This window comes from Parahalioglobus pacificus (assembly GCF_014652275.1).
GTDB lineage: Bacteria > Pseudomonadota > Gammaproteobacteria > Pseudomonadales > Halieaceae > Parahalioglobus > Parahalioglobus pacificus.
The window spans coordinates 1,753,646-1,777,059 of record NZ_BMYM01000001.1 but is presented as its reverse complement, the minus strand read 5'-3'; the positions used below and the strand labels follow the sequence as shown (position 1 = coordinate 1,777,059).

Sequence of the window (23,414 nt, the reverse complement as noted above, 5' to 3'; positions counted from 1 at the left end):
GATTCTGCGAACTGGCTTTCAGAGCAATGCCGTGCACCGCCATCTGTCGCGTTATTGGCGCGCTTTAACGCAATAGGGGAGGCAATCGTGTTGTAGCCTCTCTTGCTCCCCATTTCAGCACTTGGTTGCCTCCTTTGCAGGTCTGTATTGCAGGTGAGGTTTCAGCGTCCTTTCGCCAGCGGGTGCTCAAGCTCGCTCCGCCGCGTCATACCTATGAGCACAATTGCCGCCACACAACCGGCCACCAGAAGGATAAAGCCTCCATCCCAGCCATAGGCATCGACCGTGAAGCCAATAGCGATGTTTGCGACGACGGCGCCGCCGAGGTAGCCGAACAGCCCGGTGAGGCCTGCTGCCGTGCCCGCAGCTTTCTTGGGCACCAGTTCCAGAGCGTGCAGGCCGATCAACATCACCGGGCCGTAAATGAGGAAGCCGATGGCGACAAGCGCGGCCATGTCCACGTCGGGATTACCGGGGGGATTCAACCAGTACACGACGACGGCAATAAGCACCAAGCTCATGAACAGCATGCCAGCCGGCGCGCGTCGGCCGCGGAACCACCGGTCGCTGATGTAGCCGCACAGCAACGTGCCAGGAATACCGGCCCACTCATACAGGAAGTAGGCCCAGGAGCTTTGGTCTACGGTGAAGCCTTTTGCCTCGCTCAAGTAAGTCGGTGCCCAGTCCAACACGCCGTAGCGAATCAGGTAAACGAAAGCATTTGCCACTGCAATAAACCACAGCAGACGGTTGTTGAGCACATGTTGTAGAAAGATTTCCCGGGCGCTGAACTCTTGCTCATGCCTGGCTTCGTAGTCATGGGGGTAGTCATCGCGATAAGCCTCAATGGTGGGCAGGCCGCATGATTGCGGTGTGTCGCGCAGCAACAGGAAAGCAATGAATGCCACGCCCGTGGCCGCCGCAGCCGGTACGTAGAACGCGCTGTGCCATTCATTGAACCAACCCATTCCGAGCACGAAGAGGGGGCCTATTAGTCCCCCACCAATGTTGTGGGCCACGTTCCAGAAAGACACCACCCTCCCGCGCTCATTGCCTGAGTACCAGTGCACCATGGTGCGGCCGCAGGCCGGCCAGCCCATACCCTGTACCCAGCCATTGAGGAAAAGGAGGATGAACATAATGGCAACGCTGCTGGTTGCCCAAGGCTGGAAACCGAAGAGGAACATGATGCCCGCGGACATTAGCAACCCCGCGGGGAGGAAGAAGCGTGGGTTGCTGCGGTCTGACACGCTACCCATCAGGAATTTGCTGAGACCGTAGGCAATCGAGACTGCCGACATGGCGATGCCCAGTTCACCCCGGCTGTAACCTTCCTCCTCAATGAGGAAGGGCACGGCCAATGAGAAGTTTTTGCGTACCAGGTAGTACCCGGCGTAGCCGATGAAAATGCCAGCGAATACCTGCCAGCGCAGTCGCTTGTAATCGGCATCTACCCGATCGTCAGATCGAGTGTCACGGTGTGCCGCGGGCTTGAAGATTCCATACATGGGGCAGGTGTATCCCTGTTCTTATTATTTAACGAGAGCAAACAGCGTATAAGTTAGCCCAGATCTGTGAGTGTAGGACAGATCTACCGGGCAGCGGTTACGGACTTGCCAGCTTGACAAGCGGCGGCGCGGCGCGGATAACCATCGGTTAGCGTTTCACTACAACCAAGAATGGAATCTGTCTCACTATGCGCAATTCGATTGTCCTGATACTTCTCTTGTTGCTCGCACCCAACGCACTGGCCGACGATACGGTGCGATCTCCCCACGCCGCCACAGCGCTGGAGATCTATCGCCACATCGTGGAACTGGACACCTCAAAAACGCGCGACAACACATTGCCCGTAGCGCAGTACCTCGCAGATAAACTCATTGCTGGTGGGATGCCGAAAGAAGACGTAGAGGTGATTACCCACAGTCGCTTTGCGACTCTAGCCGCGCCGAAAGGTGAGTTTGCTTCTCTGGTGGCGCGGTACCGCGGTGATGGTTCGCTCAATAAGCCCCCCATCCTGTTGCTGGCCCACATGGACGTGGTCGAAGCACTGGCCGAGGATTGGGAGCGGCCTCCGTTTGAGCTTACCGAAGATGACACCAACTTCTACGCACGCGGCACCATTGATAACAAGTTCGGTGTTGCCCAACTCACCGCCACCTTCATTCGACTGCAGCGTGAGGGTTTTGTGCCGGGGCGTGACCTGATCCTCGTTTTCAGCGGTGATGAGGAGAGTGGCATGACAACTACACGCCACCTCGCTTATGAGCGCCCCGATCTGGCCGAAGCCGAGTTTGCTCTCAATTCTGATGCTGGCGGCGGCGATCTTGAACCCGATGGCACCCCGGTGGTTTATGCAGTGCAGGCGGCTGAGAAAACGTATGTGACTTGGGAAATGACGGCGACCAACCCAGGTGGTCACAGTTCCAGGCCAAGACCCGACAATGCCATTTATGATTTAGCCGGCGCCATTACCAAGATTCAGGAACACCGTTTCCCGGTGCGCTGGAGCGAAATGACCCTGGCGTACTTTCAGGAGACCGGCAATAAAATTGGCGGAGAGCTGGGTGATGCAATGCTGCGCTTTGCTTACGACCCGACCGATACCGAGGCCTCTGATCGCTTGGCCCTGGAGTCTTCCTATATTGGAACCACTCGAACCACCTGCGTTGTCACGATGCTAAGGGCCGGCCACGCGGAGAACGCGCTGCCACAATCTGCTACCGCCACGGTGAACTGCAGGGTTTTTCCGGGCGTGCCCGTGAGCGACATAGAAGCTACGCTGAGGGAAGTTGTGGGTAACGATGCTATCCAGTTCGAGCAGTTGGCCGAGGCCACTGAAAGTCCGATTTCAGAGCTGCGCGAAGATGTGCTCGCGGCACTCAGGCAAGCCGTCGACAGCCGTTATCCGGGGCTGAAAATCATTCCGTACATGGAGTCGGGAGGCACTGACGGGATGCACTTCCGCAAAGCGGGCATTCCCACCTGGGGTATCAGCGGCGTTTTCATGAACCCGGATGAAATGTTTGCACACGGGCTGAACGAGCGCGTGCCCAAGGCCGCCTTTTATGGCGCACTTGATCACTGGTCGATCATTATCAAAGCGCTTGCATCGCCGGCAAGCTAGCAGCCAGAGGGGGCAGGATGGCGATACGTCTGCTCGAGGCACTTAGCCCCGTCCTGCGGCTAGCACTGCGTTTAGTTTGCACATTACACTCGAGCCTCATCTAACTATCAGGAATCCAGCGATGCGTATTCTCCTATCATTACTCTTTCTGGTTTTTGGGGCGTCAGTTGCCTCAGCCGACGATGAAAAAACACCTCTCAGCGCCGAAGTCTTATGGAAGCTGGAGCGCGCCGGCGCCCCGGTGGTATCGCCCGATGGCACGATGGTAGTGGTGCCACTGACCACCTACGACGAGGACAACGAATCCGAGACACGACTGTGGTTGTTGGCCAATGATGGCAGCGGTGCGCAACGTCCAATTACGGCAGAAGGCTCTGCAGCGTCTTCGCCGGTGTTTTCCCCCTCGGGCGCTCAACTGGCGTTTATCAGCAAGCGTAATGAAGACGAAGCGGGTCAGATTTACCTGTTGCCCACTGCAGGGCCGGGCGAGGCCAGCAAGCTCACCGATGTGCCAACGGGGGTTAGCGGCCTGCGCTGGGAGGGCGAATATCTCTACTTTATCTCCAGTGTTTGGCCCGAGCACAGTTGGGAAGAGATGGCGGATCGGCTGAAGGCCGAAGAAGAAGACCACATCTCCGCGTTCACCTGGAGCGAGATGCCGTATTCCTTCTTCGATCACTACCTGAATGAAGACCGCAAAAACCACCTGTTTCGTATTCCGGCGGCCGGCGGTGACGTAGAACCCGTCACAGAACCGCTGGGGATGGCGATGATGCCTGCGGGCACCGGGGCAGGGGATTACGACGTATCTCCCGACGGCAAGCACCTGGCCTTTGTCACTACCAGTACACCCGGTGCGGTTTACAGCAACGGCGATGTTTTTCTGGTTGAGCTGGGGAAAAAGAAAGCACGTAACCTCACGTCCGATAACCCCGCTAACGACTATGGTCCCATGTTCTCCCCAGATGGGAAGCAGCTGGCGTTCGCGCGACAGCGCATTGCCGGTTTCTATGGCGATCAGGCCAAACTGATGACGTACTCCATGGCAAGCGGTGACACGCAAATGCACCACGAGGACTGGGACTACGGCGTGAGTGGCCTGGTTTGGACCCCCGATAGCAGCGGTTTCTATGGCGCCATTGATGACAAGGCAACCCGTCGTGTTTACAGCATCTCGTTGGACGGCAATGCACCGAGCCCCGTCACTAAAGAGAACGACTATGGTGCTTTGTCCATTGCTGATAATGGCGTGCTGGTCGCACAGCGACAGAGTGCTTTGCATCCGGTGCGCATTGGCACGGTTGATACGCAAAGCGGTGACTTTAACCGTCTGGATGCATTCAATGACGAAGTGATGGCAACCGTCGATGCCGGTACCTACGAATCGGTTACCTACAAGGGCCATAATGGCGCAGACATCCAGATGTGGGTGCACTACCCGCCGGGATTCAATCCCCGCAAAGAATACCCGTTGATGATGCTCATTCACGGCGGTCCCCATGGCGCGATCAGCGACAACTTCCATTACCGCTGGAACGCCCAGACATTCGCCTCCTGGGGTTATGTCACCGCATGGCCGAACTTTCACGGGTCTTCCGGCTTTGGGCAGGACTTTGTTGATGCGATCAATCCTGACTGGACGACCAAGCCCTATGCCGATGTGATGGCTGCTGCAGACTTCCTGGCCCAGAAGAAGTTTATTGATGAAGACCGTATGGTGGCTGCCGGGGGCAGCTATGGCGGCTATCTCTCCAGCATTATCCTTGGGAAAGAGAACCCGTTTAAGGCGCTGGTGATTCACGCCGCGGTTTACGATTTGTATGCGCAGATGTCGGCCGACTTTGCGGTCAACATGGAACGCTTTGGCCCCTACTGGGAGAATCCCGAAATCTATCGGGAGCAGTCACCGCATTACTACGCCAAGAACTTCAACACCCCAAGCCTGGTGATTCACGGTCAGAACGATCTGCGCGTGCCTGTCGGACAGGGTTTTGAGCTGTACCGTACGCTGCAAACCAAAGGGGTTGAGTCGCGCCTGGTGTATTACCCGGATGAGAACCATTGGATTCTCAGCAGGGCTAACTCACTGCACTGGTATGGTGAAGTGCGCGACTGGGTGAGCAAGTTTGCTGAGCCAGGAGGCAAATAAACTCGGCTTAAGCGATACCGGGCTGCCAGTGTTCTTGTGACCAACTAGCCTTGTCGCTAAATGCTGGCGGTGGCTTCCCGCGCCACCGCTGCGATTGCTGCGGTGACATCATCAGCTGTCGTCCGGTGGTTGGTGATGGCCGCCCGCAACAGGGTGGTACCACCGATTTTGGTGGTGGAAAACACCGCTGTGCCGCTGTCTTGGAGTGTCTGTGCAATGTGCGCATTTAGCGTGGATTGCGCGTTGCTATCCAGATCGCTTCGGGCTGTAAAAACGCAAACATTGGAGATCACGGGTGCCCCCAGCGCCATAGCTGGCTCAGCCTGCACCAATTCGCCAAGCTGCGCCGCTCGCTGACAGTTGTCGGTAATCGCTTCGGCGAAGGCGGCCTGACCATACATCTGCAAAGCGCACCAAACTTTGATTGCACGGTTACCCCGGCTGAGGTCGATGCCGTAGTCGCAGAACCAGGGTTCTCCACCCGCGAGCCCTGTATCGGCTCCCTGAAGATAATCCGGGCGCGCTGCAAACGCGGCACGATGTGCTTCCTCGTCCCGCATCAGCACCAGGCCACAGTCGTAGCCCACATACATCCATTTATGAAAATCCAGAGCCAGGCTGTCAGCGCGGCCGATGCCATCGCTGAGACTGCGCCACGGCTCGTCAGCCAGTCGCGTCCACGCACCGAAAGCACCATCGACGTGCAGCCAAAGCTGTTCTGCTTCGGCGAGATCAGCCAGCGTGTTCAGATCGTCAAAGGCGCCAACATCCACCGACCCGGCGGTACCAATCAACAGGAAGGGCAGGGCGCCATCCGCTCTATCCTTTGCCAGCATGTCGCGCAGTGCGGTCGGGTCCGGCTTGCCGTCCATAAGTGGTACCAGGCGAAGGTTGTCGGACCCTATGCCCAAGGCCTCCAGCGCTTTTTTTGTGGCGTTATGGACCCCGGCGGCTGCGTACGCTGTGAGGCGCACACCCGCTTGTCCGCGTGTGCGCAGCCCCTTGATTGCCTTAACTCTGGCTGCCTGAAATGCCAGGACAGTGGCTTGGGACGTGCCTGTGACAAACACGCCGCTGCTGCCCTCTGGCATGCCCATAACGCGTCGCGTCCAGTCTATGACTTCGCGCTCCATCTCATTAGCGCCGTGGTGACGACCACCCAAGTTGCCGTTGATGGCCGTCGATGCAATGGCGGCCATCACATCCGAAGCAAGGCCGGTGCCCTGCACCCAGCCCCAGAAACGCGGGTGGGTATTTCCGCCGTGATGGGGAAGAACGTGTCTTCGGATTTTCTCGACTAACTGCTCAGGCGGTAAACCGCTGTCAGCATCCTCCGGTATGGCGTAGCGTTGCCCTAAATCTGAGGGCACTGGCCGCCAGGGCTTGTCGCGAGCGCCCGCAATGTGGTCCAGGGCGGCATCCAGCATCGCATGTGCCTGAGCTCGAAAGTCGTCCCAATTTTCCGGGTCCAGAGTGCTTGTCGTTGTCATAGCTTGATCTGTTTAGTGGCGGTTGGGCGAGCTGCGCCTGTGCAACTCATGTGTATTTTCGGTGGCAAGTATAAGGCGTGTTGGCGGGAGATTTACGCAAACTTGACCCTGTTCGATGCCGTCTGTAGCCGGCAGAATAACGCCCATGGCTATCCAGATATCCCAGCGCGTTTCAATTCCCGATGCAGAGATCGAGCTACAGGCTATTCGGGCGCAGGGCGCGGGCGGTCAGAACGTCAATAAGGTCTCTACTGCCATCCATTTGCGCTTCGATATTGCTGCATCATCCCTTCCCGAGGTGTATAAGCAGCGGTTGCTTGCGCGACGGGATCGTCGAGTCAATTCGGCCGGTGTTGTTATTATCAAAGCACAGCGATACCGCACTCAGGAGAAAAATCGCGCAGATGCCCTGGGTCGACTGGAAGCGATAGTGCGGGGCGCTCTAGAGACGCCCAAGGCGCGCCGGGCCACGAAACCCAGTCGCAGCGCGCGAAACAAGCGCATGGATAACAAGTCTCACCGGGGCAAGATCAAGCAGTTGAGATCCCGCGTCACCTAGCAATCGCATGCCATTCGGTGCTCTATGGCGTTGCGACGGTATAACCCCGTGAATGACGAGTATTGGCGGGTAAATCACCTCTGATTTGTCCGAATACTGTATACTTTGCCCCCACTTTTCGCCGCTTCGGCACCATCTACTAGAGGCTATGTGAATACCATGGGATTGTACGCTGACTACCTGCAAGAAATTGAAGTGCGTAAGAATGAGCTGGGGCTGCACCCCAAGCCCATCGACAGCGCCGAACTGCTGACTGAAGTCATCGATCAGATTCGCGAGCCCGGCCACGCCCACCGCGAAGATTCACTGCAGTTTTTTATTTACAACACATTGCCCGGCACTACGCCCGCGGCAGGCGTCAAAGCCAAGTTCCTGAAGCAAATCATCCTCGGTGAGGAGTCCGTTCCCGAGATTAACCAAGAGTTTGCCTTTGAGCTGCTGTCTCACATGAAGGGCGGCCCTTCAGTCGAGGTGCTGCTGGACCTGGCACTGGGCGACGACGCAGCAATTGCTGTGTTAGCGGCGGACGTTCTGAAAACCCAGGTTTTCCTATACGAAGCCGATACCGACCGGCTCGCAGCGGCGTATCAGGCAGGCAACACTGTGGCTAAAGGCATTCTCGAAAGCTACGTGGCGGCCGAGTTTTTCACCAAGCTGCCGGAGGTTGATGAAACCGTCGATGTAGTGACCTATGTCGCTGGCGTGGGTGATATCTCCACCGACCTGTTGTCGCCCGGTAACCAGGCTCACTCCCGCTCTGACCGTGAGTTGCACGGCCAGTGCATGATCACACCAGAAGCGCAGCAGGAAATCCTGGACCTCAAGGAAAAGCACCCCGGCAAAAAAGTGATGCTGGTTGCCGAGAAAGGCACCATGGGTGTTGGCTCATCCCGGATGTCCGGTGTGAATAACGTCGCGTTGTGGGCCGGCGTACCCGCCAGCCCTTACGTGCCCTTTGTAAACATCGCACCCGTGGTTGCAGGCACCAACGGTATCTCGCCCATCTTCCTGACAACGGTGGGTGTCACCGGCGGTATCGGTCTGGACCTCAAGAACTGGGTCAAGAAAGTCGATGCAGATGGTAAAGCGGTTCTGGACGAAAACGGCGATCCGGAGCTGGAGCAGGTCTTCTCGGTAGATACCGGCACGGTGCTGACGATCAATACCAAAGAGAAGAAGCTCTATAACGGTGACAAAGAGCTGGCGGATGTGTCTGCAGCCTTTACGCCACAGAAAATGGAGTTCATGCGCGCCGGTGGTTCCTACGCAATCGTATTCGGAAAGAAGCTCCAGAACTTTGCAGCGCATACCCTCGGTGTTGACGCGCCGCAGGTGTTTGCCGCGGCTAAAGAGATTCACCACGAAGGCCAGGGCCTCACTGCCGTAGAGAAAATTTTCAACCGCAACGCCGTGGGTGTTGCCACAGAAGAAGCCCTGCATGCAGGCTCGGATGTGCGCGTTGCCGTGAACATCGTTGGCTCACAGGACACCACAGGTCTGATGACCTCCCAGGAACTGGAGTCTATGGCTGCCACTGTGATCTCGCCGGGGGTGGACGGCGCCTACCAGTCTGGCTGTCATACCGCTTCTGTGTGGGATAAAAAGGCACAGGCGAACATCCCCCGCCTGATGAGGTTCATGAACGACTTCGGCCTGATCACCGCGCGCGATCCCAAAGGTGTTTATCACCCGCTCACAGACGTCATTCACAAAGTACTCAATGACATTACTATCGATGACCGCGCCATTATCATCGGTGGCGATTCCCACACCCGGATGTCCAAGGGCGTAGCCTTTGGTGCCGACTCAGGCACGGTTGCGCTGGCGCTGGCCACGGGTGAAGCCACCATGCCGATTCCGGAATCGGTGAAGGTGACCTTCAAGGGCGAGATGAAGCCCTACATGGACTTCAGGGACATCGTTCACGCCACGCAGATGCAAATGCTCGAAGAGTTCGGTGGCGACAACGTGTTCCAGGGGCGTGTCATTGAGGTTCATATTGGCACCTTGCTGGCAGACCAGGCCTTCACTTTCACCGACTGGACGGCCGAGATGAAGGCCAAGGCCTCTATCTGTATCTCGGAAGACGAGACCCTGATCGAGTCACTGGAAATCGCCAAGAGCCGCATTCAGATCATGATCGACAAGGGCATGGATAACGAGGCCCAAACTCTGGCTGGTCTGATTGCCTTGGCGGACAAGCGCATCGGCGAGATTCGCTCCGGTGAAGTGCCCGCACTGGCGCCCGACAATAACGCCAAGTATTTCGCCGAGGTCGTAGTTGATCTGGATGAGATCGTGGAGCCCATGATCGCTGATCCGGATGTGAACAACGACGACGTTTCCAAGCGCTACACACACGACGTGATTCGCCCCGTCTCTTTCTACAAGGATAAGCCGGTAGACCTCGGGTTTGTTGGCTCCTGCATGGTGCACAAGGGCGACATGCAAATCATTGCCCAGATGCTGCGTAACATTGAGCAGAAGTACGGCAAGGTCGAATTCAAGGCACCGTTGGTTGTGGCACCGCCCACGTACAACATCGTGGATGAACTGAAAGCCGAGGGCGACTGGGAGATCCTCCAGAAGTACTCCGGATTCGTGTTCGATGATGACCACCCCAAGGATGTCGCACGTACCAAGTACGACAATATTCTCTACCTTGAACGCCCGGGCTGTAACCTGTGCATGGGTAACCAGGAAAAGGCCGAGCCGGGTGACACCGTGATCGCAACGTCAACGCGTCTGTTCCAAGGTCGCGTTGTGGGTGACTCAGATGAGCGTAAGGGTGAGTCCCTGCTGGGTTCGACGCCGGTTGTGGTGCTGTCCACGGTTCTGGGTCGCTTCCCCACGCTGGAGGAGTACCAGGACGCCGTTGCAGGCATCAACCTCACGGACTTTGAGCCGCCGACAGAGGAGCTTAGCACCGAGCCAACTGCTCAGCCGCTGAGAATTGTTGGGGGCTGAGTCCTTATTTCCCAGTGCTACTGAACTGAAGAGATTTCAAGGCCACACATGTGTGGCCTTTTTTTGTAAAGGGCCTCCACTTAGGCATCGTGGTGAAGGAAGGGAGTGTTCTACGCTGGAATTGTGCGGGTCGAAAGCGCAGCATTCTGATGCTCAGCAGAGTGCACCACTCTCGCTGTTTTGTGTTCGTTCCCGTAAAATGAGGTACGGGCACAGCATTAGCCAGTGCCTATTCGGCGTCAGAAATTGACGCGTTTCAATAGTCGTTGGTGTGCGAGATAGGTTGGTACCTCGTATGTCCGCTGGAAGGAGAATAGTACGTGCGTACTGCAATCAAGTTGTTTGTTGTGCTGGTGAGTTTGCCCTTAGCTGGAATGGCCCAAGATCGTGTCGTTATGATCAATGGGGACGTTATCACTGGTAATGTTTCACTCATTTCTGGTGACGAATTGCTGATTGAACCTAGCTATGCTGACGAATTTGCTATTGATCTGGCTGAAGTCGCTTCGGTCGAGATTCAAGAGGCCTTTGACATCGAGTTGGAAAACGATACCAAGCTGCAGGCGCGGCTGGCGCTCGATGAAAGTGGCAACCAAGTATTGCTGTCGGAAGACGGCAGTACACAGGGCATTGAGCTAGCGCAGTTGGCAGAGGCATCTGAACCTGATCCATACTTTGACTGGGCTCTGAAGACTGACTTTAACGGCGCCTATAACAGCGGGAATACCGATTCAGAAAGCACGCTTCTGTTTGCTGATGGTGGTGTGAAGGTGGGAGATCATCGCCACCGTGCGGACTTTACAATCCGTAACGAGTCGGTAAACGGGGATGAAACTCAAGATCAGACATTATTCAACTATGATTACAATTGGTTGGTAAGTAAGCCTTGGTTTGTTGGCGCAGGGCTCTCTTACGAGCGCGATCCCATCCGAGAGCTTGATTATCGGTACACCACGGGCCTCGTTGTGGGCCGTGACATTTTTGACGATTCTCAAAAATTTCTAAGCATAAATCTTGGTCCAGCATACCAAGAGGAAAAGCTTGATGGTGAGTCCCGCGGAGGCGCAGTCGCTATCTGGAATCTTCGTTATGAACATGCACTTCTAGATTGGGTCGATTTCTTCCATACCCAGTCTTTTACTTGGCAGTTCTACGGCAATGAAAATAATATATACAAGACAAACACAGGGCTTAACTTTGACCTGATCAGTGATCTCTATTTCAACGTGTCTTATCGTTATGATTACGAGACGGAGCCGGCTGAGGGTCGCAGTGAAGACGACTCTACCCTCGCCTTTGGCTTGGGTTATAAGTTCTGATTTTGTCAGGGATGTCGTTTCGGTCGGCAAAACGTGAGTGTCAGCAACGGTGCGGTGGTGCGGCGTGCCCCAAACCACGAAAAAGGCCGTGAAATGACAGACGTGCTATCTGGCTTCTAGCCCATCTTAAGGTGCGTTTTCTTCGTTACTGCATTAGCGCAGTAAAACCTATGAAAGGCCGGCTGTTGACAAGGAGAATGGGTCGAATAGCGTCCAGCGAAAACCGTTGTTTCATCAGCGGTGTCAGCCCATCACTTGCTGGGTGAAACCTGCGTGTCTGATGGCTCACGCCAGGGCATGATGAAAAGCCGCCACCAGCCAGGTTGTGAAGGTCCTGTGCCAGTTTCTTCAGTAGCGGCGTCACTGAAAGTCCCAAACAGGCGATCCCATACGATGGCTGCGCAGCCATAGTTGGTGTTGGATTCAGATAACACCGTGGAGTGATGGTGGATATGATGACGATTCACCGTGAAAAGCCAGCCGATGCCGCGCGTATTGAGATCGAGATTGCTGTGAGCGAGCAGCGCTTGTGTAAGCACCAGCAGAATTGATCCAACAATCACTTCACCGGCCCCGAACAATAATTCAATGATTGCCGCGGGCAGGCTCAACACCAGCAATAATTCCAATGGGTGATTGGCCCCCGCGTTCAGTGCTGCCAGATTCTTGAAGGCATGGTGTGCGCCGTGACCGGTCGTGCGCCATGCCCAATGCCAGCGGTGCTCGGCTCTGTGAATCCAATACCAAATGAATTCGCTCATGAAGAAAGCGAGGAACACCTGAGCCAGTACCGGCCAGTTGTGTGGCCATAGGTCGAAACCCAACGTGGTCCGTAGTTCAGTGAGCATCGGGTTTACGGTTTCTTGATAGATGGGCTCAACTATCGTCCCGGTAAACAGAAATGTGACGATGAAGACCACGGCGAGCACGCCACTGTATGAAAGCGGTTGTTTCCACTCGGGGCGACCCGGCACCCAGCGTTCCAGCAGCGTAAGTAGGGTTGGAATAAAAAAGCCCGTAGCGAGGAAGGCCATCCCGGGGTTGTCTGAGAAGTACCAAATCGCCAGCACTAGAATGAGTAGGGTTGGCTGTAATCCGTACTTAATCACCGTTCGCATTTCTTTACTCCACCTGGCCTATGGGCAGCAGTGTTAAGCTTAGCCCACTTTAGGGGACCCTTTCTCAGCCACCAAACCAGCGCAAGCGCACACCGATTGTACGTCCGGGTTGATAAGCCGCATCTTCATCGGCGGTTCCCAAGTACAGCTCATCTAGCAGGTTGTTGGCATAGATTTCACCTTCCCAGCGGCTGCCGAACTGGCGCACCAAGCGGCCGTTCCAGATAACCGCAGAATCCAGTGCCTGTTCTCCCTCGCCGAAATCGTCGCGCTCCTGACGGTAAGACAAGTCGCTCTGCACACGATACCGCTGGCCCTGCCACTCCAGCAGGTAGCGCAGTGCCGGAGGATTAAGGTCTGACAGCCAGCGCCCGTCATCATCTTCACCTCGCTGCCATTGGTAACTCAGGGAGTGGCGTAATTGCTCGTGGCTTTGCCAATCCAGCTGTGCTTCGAATCCCCAGATCTGCGCTCCGTCCAGATTGCGGTAGGAACGTAGCTCGTCACTTATGCGATAGCGTTCGATGTAGTCGTCCAGATCATTGATGTAGCTGTGCAGCGATGCGGACACGGCGTTGCCCTGATAGTCCAGGCCTAACTGAAACCCAAGGTTCTCTTCTGGTGCCAGATCCGGGTTGCCGACCGTCTCGCCTCTGGGCGTAACGCCGTTGAAGTACAGCTCGGTCAGGCTTGGGAAACGAAAGCCCGTACCGGCACTTGCAGATACTGTCCAGGCGTCATTGGCGGCCCAGCTGGCGCTTAGATTGCCGTTCAGTTTGTTGTCACTGCGGGAGCGGCCAGCGTCTTCCTGATCGATGTAGTCATAGCGCAAGCCACCACCATAACTCAGTGCACCAAGCTGCCACTGTTGATCGACGAACGCGGCGAGATTGTCTTCCTGGCCATCAATGTTCTCACTGCTAATCACCGGCTCGCCGTCAGCATTGAATTCCTGATCGCTGATCTCGACTCCCCGTCGACCTACCCATTCAACGCCACTTCTGCCAACGCCAGAGAGAATATCTGTCGCGGTGTAGGCCATGCCTCCCAGCGTGTGGCTTTTATAGTCGGTGACATTAGTGCGCACGCCGATACGTTCTGTGCGCGATTCCCAATCCTGGTAATGGTGGTAGAGGCGAGCCAGCCACTGGTCAGCGTTTTGCACCTGCACAGACACCACAGAGTGGAGGTCTTCCGGATAGTCACTCACACCGCGATCGGGATACTCGCTGTTGCTCTTGCCGATATCTTTTCCGTAAGAGGGCAGCCACGAGAGGCTGAGGTCATAGCTATCCAGCTCAATCCGGGATTTCAGCAGGGCTCCGACCTGTTCATAGCCGCTGTTGAGTGGGCGACCACGGGCATCTTCACTTCGATCGGCACGGCGAACGCTCACCGCACCGGCAAAGTGCTCTCCATCGCCATAGCCCAGTGTTGCCGCAATGGCGTTGTCGGTACTTTGCCCCTCGAGCGTTGCTTCTACGCCATCAGGCTGGATGGAAGCCAGGTTTACGGTGCCGCCCAACGCACCTGAGCCATAAAGGCTCGAGGCAGGACCGCGTGCCACCGTCACGTTCGACAACAATTCTGGCGGCACGAAGGACGCCGAGTTGCCTGCGCGTCGGTCGGTGATAATGGGAACACCATCGACCTCGGTGCGAATTCGCCAGCGGCTAAAGCCGCGGACACTGTAGCTCTGCAGCAGGCCGCCCTGACCATTGAGCGTCACACCCGGGAGCCGCTCGATAATGTCACCCACGGTGCGGTTGAGCGACACTTGCTCGTCAGGCCGTATGGACTGCTGGTCGCCCTGAAGATAGAGCGATTGATTCAGTAGATTTCTCTGGCCGACGACACGCACTTCTTCCAGTGCCGGCTCAGCACTGGTGATAGTGGCAGTGAACAGTGCCGTTATGAGGGTAAGGGGCCGTAAGTGGTCTTTCATTGACAGGTGGCGTGTAGCTCTTCGGTAGCCGGGTGGGCCGCCGATATCGGGGTGATTCGACGCGCGATAATACAGCAAGGAGCCGAGCTCATACAGTAAGCAGACGTACCTTCCTCTGTTATTTCGTCTGTCTTACAGCTGTTTGCGAGGCAAAAAAAAGCCCGCTGTAAGCGGGCTCTTCACGAACTTTGATGGCTCAGCCTCCGGGGATGATTTGGCCCTGGCCCCAGGGTGCGCCGGATTGCAGCAGCGACTGACGCAGCGCGGGTATCTCGCTGGTTAGAATCGTGTTGAGACGTTCGCGCAGCGGCGCAAAGTCGGCCTTGGCGTATTGCAGGCTCCGTGCGTGCGAAGCGGTTGGACCGTAGCTGGTACTGCTCATTCCCCAGCTGGCATGGCCCAACCACCAGGCGAAGTTCTGTGCCTCGTTCGCACCGACGCCCTGACGATCGCCGTCGCCAAACTTGTCCTTCATCACCAATAGCTCCTGGTGTAACGCATGCACTTTTGCGTCTGCATCACCGGGTGCGTTAGCACTGAGATCCAGCATTTTCTGCATACTCTCCAGATCTTCGATAGCGTCACTGATGGCGTACTGTGCGGCACTGACCTGGCCTACGACTAAAGCAATGTCCTTGAGGAATGCATCGCGTTCCTCGAGGCTTGGTCCCTGTAATGCCCCCTCATAGGCGCGTACCACGCCAAACTCGACCGGCCCTGCCAGCGAGCGGCTCTGTCCGTTCTTCAAGAGCACCAGTTCGGCACTGTATTCACCCGGGGTTGCCATAAAGCCCCGTGGGGGCAACCCTTGCCAGTTTGGCGGCGTTTCGATGGAGCCGGGGTAGGGGTGGTGCAGATCCCAGGCTACGCGGTGGAATCCTTTCTCGGCGGGTGCATCGATACGACGGATGACATTGCCGTCGGCATCTCTGATCACAAGTTTCACCGCAGGCGCAGCCTCACGCCTTTCGGCCTCTACCGCGTCCCAACCGGGGAAACGCACAGCCTTACCAGCATCCATAGCCTCTTTTTCGGCGTCCTGACGCACCTTCTCCAAGGTCGGGAAACCTTCTGACAGGTGGTAGGTCAGCACGGCACCGAAGGGTGGGTTCTCGGCCACGTAGGTCTGGTCACCTGCTGAGCCGCGCTTGGTTGCACCCAGAATCGGACGGGGGAAAAACCAATAGGCATCGCGGGGCGCGAACAAAGCTGCCTCTTTGGCCATCGCCTCGTCGGAAAGCTCACGCAAGGCTGAGTAGTCGTCCAGAACGAAGAACCCACGGCCGAAACTCGCGGCCACGACGTCGTTTTCGCGGCGTTGAATGGCAATATCGCGGATAGAGATTGTGGGCATGCCGGCGCTGAACTTCTCCCATTGCTGCCCACCGTTCAGAGTGACGTATACACCGAATTCGGTAGCGGCAAACATCAGGCCCGGCTTGATATGGTCTTGAACAACACGCCACACCAGGTGCTTGTCAGGGATGCCCTCAGAAATAGAACGCCAGCTGCGACCCCGATTGCGGCTCACCAGGAGGTAGGGTTTGTAGTCACCGTACTTGTGGTTATCCATCGTGATGTACACCGTGTCGGCATCGTGCAGATCGGCGCGGATGTCGTTGATAAATGCGGTGCTAGGAACGCCGGGTAATGAACCAACCTCGGACTGGGTCCAGCTATCGCCTCCGTTTTCCGACACCTGAATCAGGCCGTCATCCGTGCCTGCGTAGAGCAGACCTTCCTGCAGAGGCGACTCCGCCAGTGAGGTGATGGTGTTGTACTGGGACATGGCCAGCATGTCCCAAGGTGAGTCCCAGCTCCAGGTCTTATCCATGATGGGCAGTAGCAGGCGTTCCTGGTCCCGCGTGAGGTCGCCCGAGATGGTACGCCAGTCGTTGCCGCGATCATCGGAACGCCAAACTCGCTGGGTGCCGAAGTACAGTCTCTTGGGGTCGTGAGGGCTGACGAGAATAGGAGAGTCCCAGTTTGCACGCTCGGGCGGCTCGCCGGGCGCGGGCTGTGGACGAATGTACATACGCTCGCCCGTGGTCAGGTCGATGCGCGAAATGTTCCCCTGCTGTGATTGGGCGTACAAGATGTCGGGGTTGCCCGGCTCGGTGGCCGGCTGGTGTCCGTCGCCACCCAGCACCACTAACCAGTCCGCGTTGCGAATGCCGTTGGTGTTGTTGGTGCGCGAGGGTCCGCCCTGGGTGTTGTTGTCCTGAGTGCCCCCGTAGATGTTGTAGAAGGGCTCCGCATCATCCAGTGCCAACTTGTAGTACTGGGTAAGAGGCAGGTTGTCGATGAAGCGCCAGGTGGCGCCAAGGTCGAAACTTTCGTACACACCGCCGTCTGTGCCCATCATGATGTAGTCGGGATCTTCTGGATGGAAAACCACCGCGTGGGTATCACTGTGCTTGGCATCCTGGGGCATGTTCTCAAAAGTCTTGCCACCATCTTCAGATTTCTGCACTACCGGCCCGACCAGGTACAGCCTGTCCAGCTTGTGTGGGCTGGCGATCAGTTCCTGGTAATAGTGAGGGCCTGTACCGCCGCCCACAGCATCAGCGCCTTTCACCCAGCTGACGCCGCGATCATCGGAGCGCCAAACACCGCCCTCGCGGCGATTGAGTTCAATGGCTGCATACACAATGTCGGGATTGATAGGGGAGATGGTCAGGCCGATCTTTCCGAGGTTGCCGGTGGGCAAACCGTTACTGAGCTTGCTCCAGGTGCGGCCGCCATCGGTCGACTTATGCAGGCCGCTTTCCGGGCCGCCGCCCATATAGGCGGCAACCGTACGGTGTCGCTGCCAGGTCGCGGCGTAAAGCACGTCCGGGTCACGCGGGTCGATAATGATATCTGCAACGCCGGTCCACTTGCCCGCGCCCAGTGTTTTTTCCCAGGTCTCGCCCCCATCGGTGGTCATGTAGACACCGCGCTCGCCGCCTGACGTCCACAAGGGACCCTGCACGGCCGCCCAGACAGTGTTGGAATCCTCCGGGTGAACAAGGATAGTGGATATATGTTCTGACTCCGCCAGCCCCATGTTTTTCCACGTTTGGCCGCCGTCGTCAGAGCGATAGATGCCATCGCCGTAGCCGACATGGCGACCGCCCACATCTTCGCCTGTACCTACCCAAACCCGGTTGGGGTTGCTGGGGTCCACAGTGACATTGCCAATGGAATACACCGACTCATTATCGAAGATTGGCGTCCATGTGACGCCTGCGTTGGTCGTTTTCCAAACGCCGCCACTTCCAACAGCAACATACCAGGTACTGTGGTCTTTTGGGTCCCAGTCGATATCAGAGATTCGTCCGGACATGAAGGCCGGACCTACGTTCCGCCAGTTCATGCCGTTATAAGGATTGCTGTCGGCGCCCAGTGCGCCGAAGGACAGTGTTGCAATGATGAGCGCTACCGGCAGTAGCCGTCGATTGGTGAGAGACAACGGAGGATCCTCGCGGGAAATGCTAAGCGCGAGAGTGTGCACCGGTTTTGTAATTTAGTTCAAGTTTTGGCGGCTGCAGAGAGCGAATTCGTTGCAGGCATCCGCGCTCCCAGGCGGATGGCGGCTACACTCAGCAGATGACGTTGTACCTGCGGGGCAGTGGCGTAAGCTCTTGGCTCATTGGGCTGTCCACGCCGGTGGGGCAGATTGTCTCTCCGCACTCGCTAGCCTAGTCACGCCAACCTAGTCGCGCTGTGGCTGGCAGTTTCTGCAGAGATACAGGCGCCGGCTGCCAACCTCCTCGCGCTGGATGAGAGTGCCACAGGCGTAACACGGATACTCATCTCGACCGAACACATAGAACCTGCGCCAGCTGCGAGATTGCCCCTGGCGCTTGAGTGAGTTGGAGAGCGAGGGTGCCAAAGTGATGCCTGCGGTATCGTAGCTGCGCCGTGCAATTGCCAGCGTGCTGCGGGCAAGCCGACCGCGTTCGCCACGCGATAACTGGGCGGGCTTCAGCGCGGGGTGCAGGCGCGCATCGAACAGAATTTCCGAGCGCAGGTAATTGCCGTTGCCTGCGAGGAAGGCCTGGTCCAGAAACAGCGTGGAGAGCGCCTTACTCGCGAATCGTGGCTCCATCAATCTCCGCTCGATATCTCGCCACTCGAGGGAGGTGTCCATGATGTCGGGCCCGATCTTCTGCAGAAAGGGATGTTGGGCTAGCTCTTCTGTCGGCCAGACGCTGATGTCTGACGCACTGTACAGGATGGCGCTGTGCGTCGAAGTCTGGAGCAATAGCCGAAGTGATCGATTCGTCTTGGGCAGTTTGTGGCCCTTTACCGTACGCCAGACCCCGTACAGCTGGTTGTGAGAGTAGATACTCAGTCCGTGATCGAAATGCGTGAGTAGAGCTTTGCCGCGCGTTTCGACATCTATCACCGAGTGCCCCTTGAGTTTCCGTGCCTGATGTCGCAAGCGCGGAAGACCAAAGCGCACGGTATCGATGGTCTGCCCTACCAGCACGTCAGCAATCTGATCGGCAGCGCGCCTGATCTCTGGTCCTTCCGGCATTCGTTGACCTCCCCGTGAAGAACTCGAGTGTATGTCTCGCCGGCGCGTTCACGCCAGCGGGGGAAGTTATTGGGCCCGGACAGTACCTGGTCTGGCGGCCTTGCGAACTCTAGTTAGGTCCCAGCGGAATACCGAATGCAAAGAAACACACCAGCAGTGCAGTCCAAATGGTCAAGAAAGCGATGGAGTAGGGCATCATCATGATCAGCATGTCGCCGAAGCTCATTGAGGGCTGGTATTTGCGCATGAAGGCCAAAATGATCCCCGCGTACGTCATTAACGGTGTGATGATGTTGGTGGACGAATCGGCTACCCGGAATGCTGCAGCGACAAAATCAGGTGTCATGGCCGGATTAACGAAGAACAGCATTGGAATAAAGATGGGGCCCAACAGCATCCACTTGGAGGTCAGCCCACCGATAAAGATATTGATAATCGCTGTGGTGAAAACAAAGCCGATTAACAGTAGCACCGGGAAGTCTTGAAGGCCCAATGCCAGTAGGAACTGAACGCCCAGGTAGGTGATATAGGTGCCGAGCCCGCTGTAGCTCAACAGTCCTAAAAAGTTATAGCAAAAGAAAGTGAGTACCAGGATATAACCCATGGTGTTCATTTGCTTCACCATGGCGTTCACCACATCGGGCAGCTTCTTGAAGTTGCCTGACGCGTAGCCAAACGCGGTGCCCGTGGCCGCGAAGAAAATAGAGATGAGCAATATGATGTTGTCCATATAGGGCTGAACCGTGCGACCGGTGTCATCCACGTACGATTGCAAGGGGCCCAAAGCCAGACCTGAGATGATTACCGCAGCAACGCCCACACCGATCAGTGCCCCCCTCAGGCCCCGTTGCTCGGCAGGCGTCACCTGAAAATCACCGGGCTTGATATCTTCCGGCGCCTCCCACGGCATGGTTTCGAGGCGCGGAGCCACGAAACGCCGGGTCACCACAAATCCAGTGATCGCCAGTATGAATGTCGATGCCACGATGAAGTACCAGTGCATGGTGGCGGGGTTCAGCGCTTGTCCGGCAGCGGTGGTAAAGGGCACACCCTGAGCCTCAGCGAATACCTTCGCATTGAGACCGATGATCACGTCGATTGGGCCGGGTATCAGATTCGCACTGAAGCCGGCTGAAACGCCGGCGAAGGCCGCCGCCATCCCGATGAAGGGGTGTTTGCCCAGACCGGCGTAGAGAAGGCCTGCCAGGGGTATCAGCACCAGGTAGCCCGCATCCGTGGCCATCGAGCTGAGAATGCCCAGGAAAATAAGGAGCAGCGGTAATAAGCCGACAGGCAGTTTGGCGCCCACCTTTTTGATCAGTGCGGCGAACATGCCTGAATTCTCTGCCAATCCGATCGCCAGCATCACCACGAAGATGACACCTAGCACGCCGCCACCAAAGCCCAACCAATTTGCCAGTAGCGCATTGTCGAAGATCCAGCGGACGTGCTCGGACTCGGCCATGTTCTTTATCTGATGGGTGACTGTGTCACCGCCGGCGCCGGTGGTGTTGAAGCTGTAGCCGCCAAAGATCACCGTCGGGATGAAGGCCATTGGGTAGAGCGCCATAAATATAATGACGGGGTCGGGTATCTTGTGGCCCACCCGCTCGATAAACCTGCCAATACGTTGTCCAGTGGTAAGGGGGGCGGATGTGCCAGATGCGGTGCTGTCGGTCATTGAGGTATCCCTGATTGCTGAGACTTGTTGTACGTGGGTCGGTTCAGCGGGTCAATTCCCCGGGGAAGAAAATCTCCTGGTTTCACCTGCTGCTGCGACAATTCCAATACCGACTGTAGACCCGCTCTGGCTCGCTGCGTCGGGCTAAGAGACTCCCTTCAATTGGCCTCGGAATTGGCCTACTATGACCGGCGTTTCGCTGCTCAGCCCTGTCGTGCTGCGGCGGCCCTCGAATTAAGGACTTTTCTATGAAATTGAAAACGCTTTCAGTAGCCGTTTTGGCGGCTGCCGCGTTGGTGGCCTGTCGCGGTGACCAAACTGAAACGGCGGCCGACGATGTTGCGACCGCCGAGACTGCGCCTGCGGCGGTTGAAGCTGCCGACACCCCCGCCGCCGACGACGTCGTGGTTACCGATGCCGAACTGGCGGGTAACCCGTTCATGCAAGAGTGGGACACGCCCTTCGGTGTGCCTCCTTTTGCTGAGATCTCTGATGATCACTTCCTGCCCGCCTTCAAGAAAGGGGTACTGGAACTGCGCGAAGAGATCGCGGTTATCGTCGATAACCCCGACGCGCCCACCTTCGAAAACACCATCCTTGCACTGGAAACCAGTGGTGACCTTATCGTTCGGGTGGGTCGTGTCTTCGGGCCGCTGGCCGGCACCGAACTGAATGCCAAGAAACGCGAGCTGCAAACGGTGATTTACCCGTTGTGGACGCGCGAGTCCGACAAGATCACCCTGAACGACACACTTTGGCAGCGCGTGAAAACCGTTTACCAGCAGCGCGATACGCTGGATTTGGGTGAGCAGGAAGCGCGCCTTCTGGAACTGACTCATCGCGATTTCGTGCGCGAGGGTGCGGCGCTAGATGCAGAGACCAAAGCTAAAGTTGCCGCGATTAATGAAGAACTGTCCGGGCTGACAACGCGCTTTGCCCAGAACCTGCTAACGGCCACCAAAGCTTTCACCATTGAAATCACGGATGAGGCGGACACAGCCGGTCTTGCGGATGTGTTCAAGGCCAGCATTTGGGATGACGAGAAGAAAGCCTGGATCATTACGCTGGACCGGTCTGTGTATGAGACCTTCATGACGCAGTCGGAGAATCGTGAACTGCGTGAGCAGGCGTTCAACGGCTATCGCAATCGCGCCTCGGACGGTGAGACTGACAACGGGCCGCTTGCTATCAAGATTGCGCAGTTGCGTGCTGAGCGCGCGGCACTGCTGGGTTACGACTCTCACGCTCAATATGTACTCGAGTACAACATGGCGCGCACTCCTAAAGGTGCCGAAGACTTCCTGCTGCGCGTATGGCGTCCAGGGCTTGAGCGTGCCAAACAAGAACGTGCGGATATGCAGGCCATGGTTGGCGATGAATTTGCTATTGCCGGTCACGACTGGTGGCACTACTCAGAAAAAGTACGTGCCGAGCGCTATAACCTCGACGTGAATGAGTTAAAGCCTTACTTCGATCTGGACGCGGTCACACAGGGTGCCTTTGAGATGGCTGAGCGCCTGTTTGGCATTACATTCACCAAGATCGATGCGCCTACCTGGAATGAGGTCGTCACAGCCTATGAGGTGAAAGAAGCGGATGGCGCCCACCTCGGCGTTTTCTACTTCGACATGTATGCACGTGATTCCAAGCGTGGCGGTGCGTGGATGAACTCTTTCCGCGGCGGTTCTAACATCGGTGGTAACTCCATTCGCCCCGTTGTCACTAACAACATGAACCTTACACGGCCTCCCGAGGGCGAGCCCACGCTGCTGCGCTTCAACGAGGTTGAAACACTGTTCCACGAGTTCGGCCACGGATTACACGGTGTAATGACCAAGATCGACTACCCCACGTTTTCCGGTGTGGACGGTCCGCGTGACTACACGGAGTTCCCCGCGCAAATCCTCGAGCATTGGGCCAGCCAACCCATGATGCTGGATATGTACGCTAAGCATTATGAAACCGGTGAGGTGATTCCGGGGGCGCTGGTTGAGCGTATGCTGGATGCTGCGAACCACAATCAGGGGTTCCGCACGACAGAGTTTATTGCAGCGTCGCTGCTTGATCTGCGCTGGCACATGCTGAGCGCTGAAGAGGCGGCTCAAATCACTGATGCACGTGAGTTTGAGAAGCAGGTGCTGACTGAATATGGCCTGATCGAAGAGATCGAGCCGCGCTATCGCTCGCGCTACTTCAGCCACGTCTTCGCCGGCGGCTACTCGGCAGGCTACTACGCGTACCTATGGTCTGAAATTCTCGACGCCGATGGCTTTAACGCCTTCCTCGAAGCTGAGGATATATTTGACCCCACGGTTGCGGGTCGTCTGAAGAAGTGGATTTACGAGGCCGGCGGCTTGATGGAGGCCGATGAGCTGTATCGCAACTTCCGAGGCTCTGACCCCAGCATCGAGCCGCTGCTTGAGGGTAGGGGCTTCGACACGGCAACTGCGTCAGACAGCTAACGCATTAGCATTGCTGTGAAGCGGGCGGCCCATGGGTCGCCCTTTTTTTGGCAATAACACCGGCGTTAGCTG

13 protein-coding genes are annotated in these 23,414 nt (G+C 56.9%); 6 read left to right on the top strand and 7 right to left on the bottom strand.

The genetic code is table 11. The features are described 5' to 3' along the window. Positions 1-161: 161 nt before the first annotated feature. A complete protein-coding gene (gene glpT / locus IE089_RS08035; RefSeq protein ID WP_189476988.1) occupies positions 162-1,508 on the bottom strand; it encodes a glycerol-3-phosphate transporter in 1,347 nt (448 codons plus the stop codon). A gap of 188 nt (positions 1,509-1,696) precedes the next feature. Here glpT and IE089_RS08030 point away from each other — a divergent pair, with 188 nt between their 5' ends. Beyond that, complete coding sequence (locus IE089_RS08030; protein WP_189476986.1) at positions 1,697-3,127, top strand: M20/M25/M40 family metallo-hydrolase; 1,431 nt, start codon at positions 1,697-1,699, stop codon at positions 3,125-3,127. Between the two features lie 121 nt (positions 3,128-3,248). Then, positions 3,249-5,276, top strand: coding sequence for a S9 family peptidase (locus tag IE089_RS08025; protein WP_189476984.1), 2,028 nt, complete (start codon positions 3,249-3,251; stop codon positions 5,274-5,276). Between the two features lie 56 nt (positions 5,277-5,332). On the opposite strand, the gene IE089_RS08020 is transcribed toward IE089_RS08025, so the two are convergent. Then, the gene (locus IE089_RS08020; protein ID WP_189476982.1) at positions 5,333-6,766 is read right to left on the bottom strand and encodes a pyridoxal phosphate-dependent decarboxylase family protein; all 1,434 of its coding nucleotides are present in this window, start codon (positions 6,764-6,766) and stop codon (positions 5,333-5,335) included. Between the two features lie 145 nt (positions 6,767-6,911). On the opposite strand from IE089_RS08020, the gene arfB reads away from it, so the two are divergent. The 3 genes from arfB (at position 6,912) to IE089_RS08005 (ending at position 11,611) form a co-directional block, all read left to right on the top strand. Continuing rightward, on the top strand, positions 6,912-7,325 hold the full coding sequence (arfB, locus tag IE089_RS08015; RefSeq protein WP_189476980.1) for an alternative ribosome rescue aminoacyl-tRNA hydrolase ArfB: 414 nt from the start codon (positions 6,912-6,914) through the stop codon (positions 7,323-7,325). A 159-nt stretch (positions 7,326-7,484) separates the two neighbouring features. Further along, a complete protein-coding gene (locus IE089_RS08010; protein ID WP_189476978.1) occupies positions 7,485-10,292 on the top strand; it encodes a bifunctional aconitate hydratase 2/2-methylisocitrate dehydratase in 2,808 nt (935 codons plus the stop codon). Positions 10,293-10,612: 320 nt separating this feature from the next. Beyond that, on the top strand, positions 10,613-11,611 hold the full coding sequence (locus IE089_RS08005; RefSeq protein ID WP_189476976.1) for a DUF481 domain-containing protein: 999 nt from the start codon (positions 10,613-10,615) through the stop codon (positions 11,609-11,611). Between the two features lie 251 nt (positions 11,612-11,862). Here IE089_RS08005 and IE089_RS08000 read toward each other — a convergent pair whose 3' ends face one another. The 5 genes from IE089_RS08000 to IE089_RS07980 all read right to left on the bottom strand — a co-directional run bounded on the left by IE089_RS08000 (position 11,863) and on the right by IE089_RS07980 (position 20,880). Further along, entirely contained in the window at positions 11,863-12,729 is an 867-nt protein-coding gene (locus IE089_RS08000; RefSeq protein WP_189476974.1) for a sterol desaturase family protein, read from the bottom strand. 64 nt (positions 12,730-12,793) lie between these two features. After that, positions 12,794-14,674, bottom strand: a complete 1,881-nt coding sequence (locus IE089_RS07995) for a TonB-dependent receptor (protein ID WP_189476973.1) — start codon at positions 14,672-14,674, stop codon at positions 12,794-12,796. Between the two features lie 196 nt (positions 14,675-14,870). Beyond that, on the bottom strand, positions 14,871-18,128 hold the full coding sequence (locus IE089_RS07990; RefSeq protein ID WP_229802643.1) for a VPS10 domain-containing protein: 3,258 nt from the start codon (positions 18,126-18,128) through the stop codon (positions 14,871-14,873). Between the two features lie 243 nt (positions 18,129-18,371). Beyond that, positions 18,372-19,199 (bottom strand): endonuclease VIII, encoded by an 828-nt coding sequence (nei, locus tag IE089_RS07985; protein ID WP_189476971.1) that lies wholly within the window; start codon positions 19,197-19,199, stop codon positions 18,372-18,374. Between the two features lie 109 nt (positions 19,200-19,308). Further along, positions 19,309-20,880 carry an AbgT family transporter gene (locus IE089_RS07980; protein ID WP_189476969.1) on the bottom strand — a complete coding sequence of 524 codons (1,572 nt, stop codon included), beginning with the start codon at positions 20,878-20,880 and terminating at the stop codon, positions 19,309-19,311. 248 nt (positions 20,881-21,128) lie between these two features. On the opposite strand from IE089_RS07980, the gene IE089_RS07975 reads away from it, so the two are divergent. Further along, complete coding sequence (locus IE089_RS07975; protein ID WP_189476968.1) at positions 21,129-23,342, top strand: M3 family metallopeptidase; 2,214 nt, start codon at positions 21,129-21,131, stop codon at positions 23,340-23,342. The last annotated feature ends 72 nt before the right edge of the window (positions 23,343-23,414 follow it).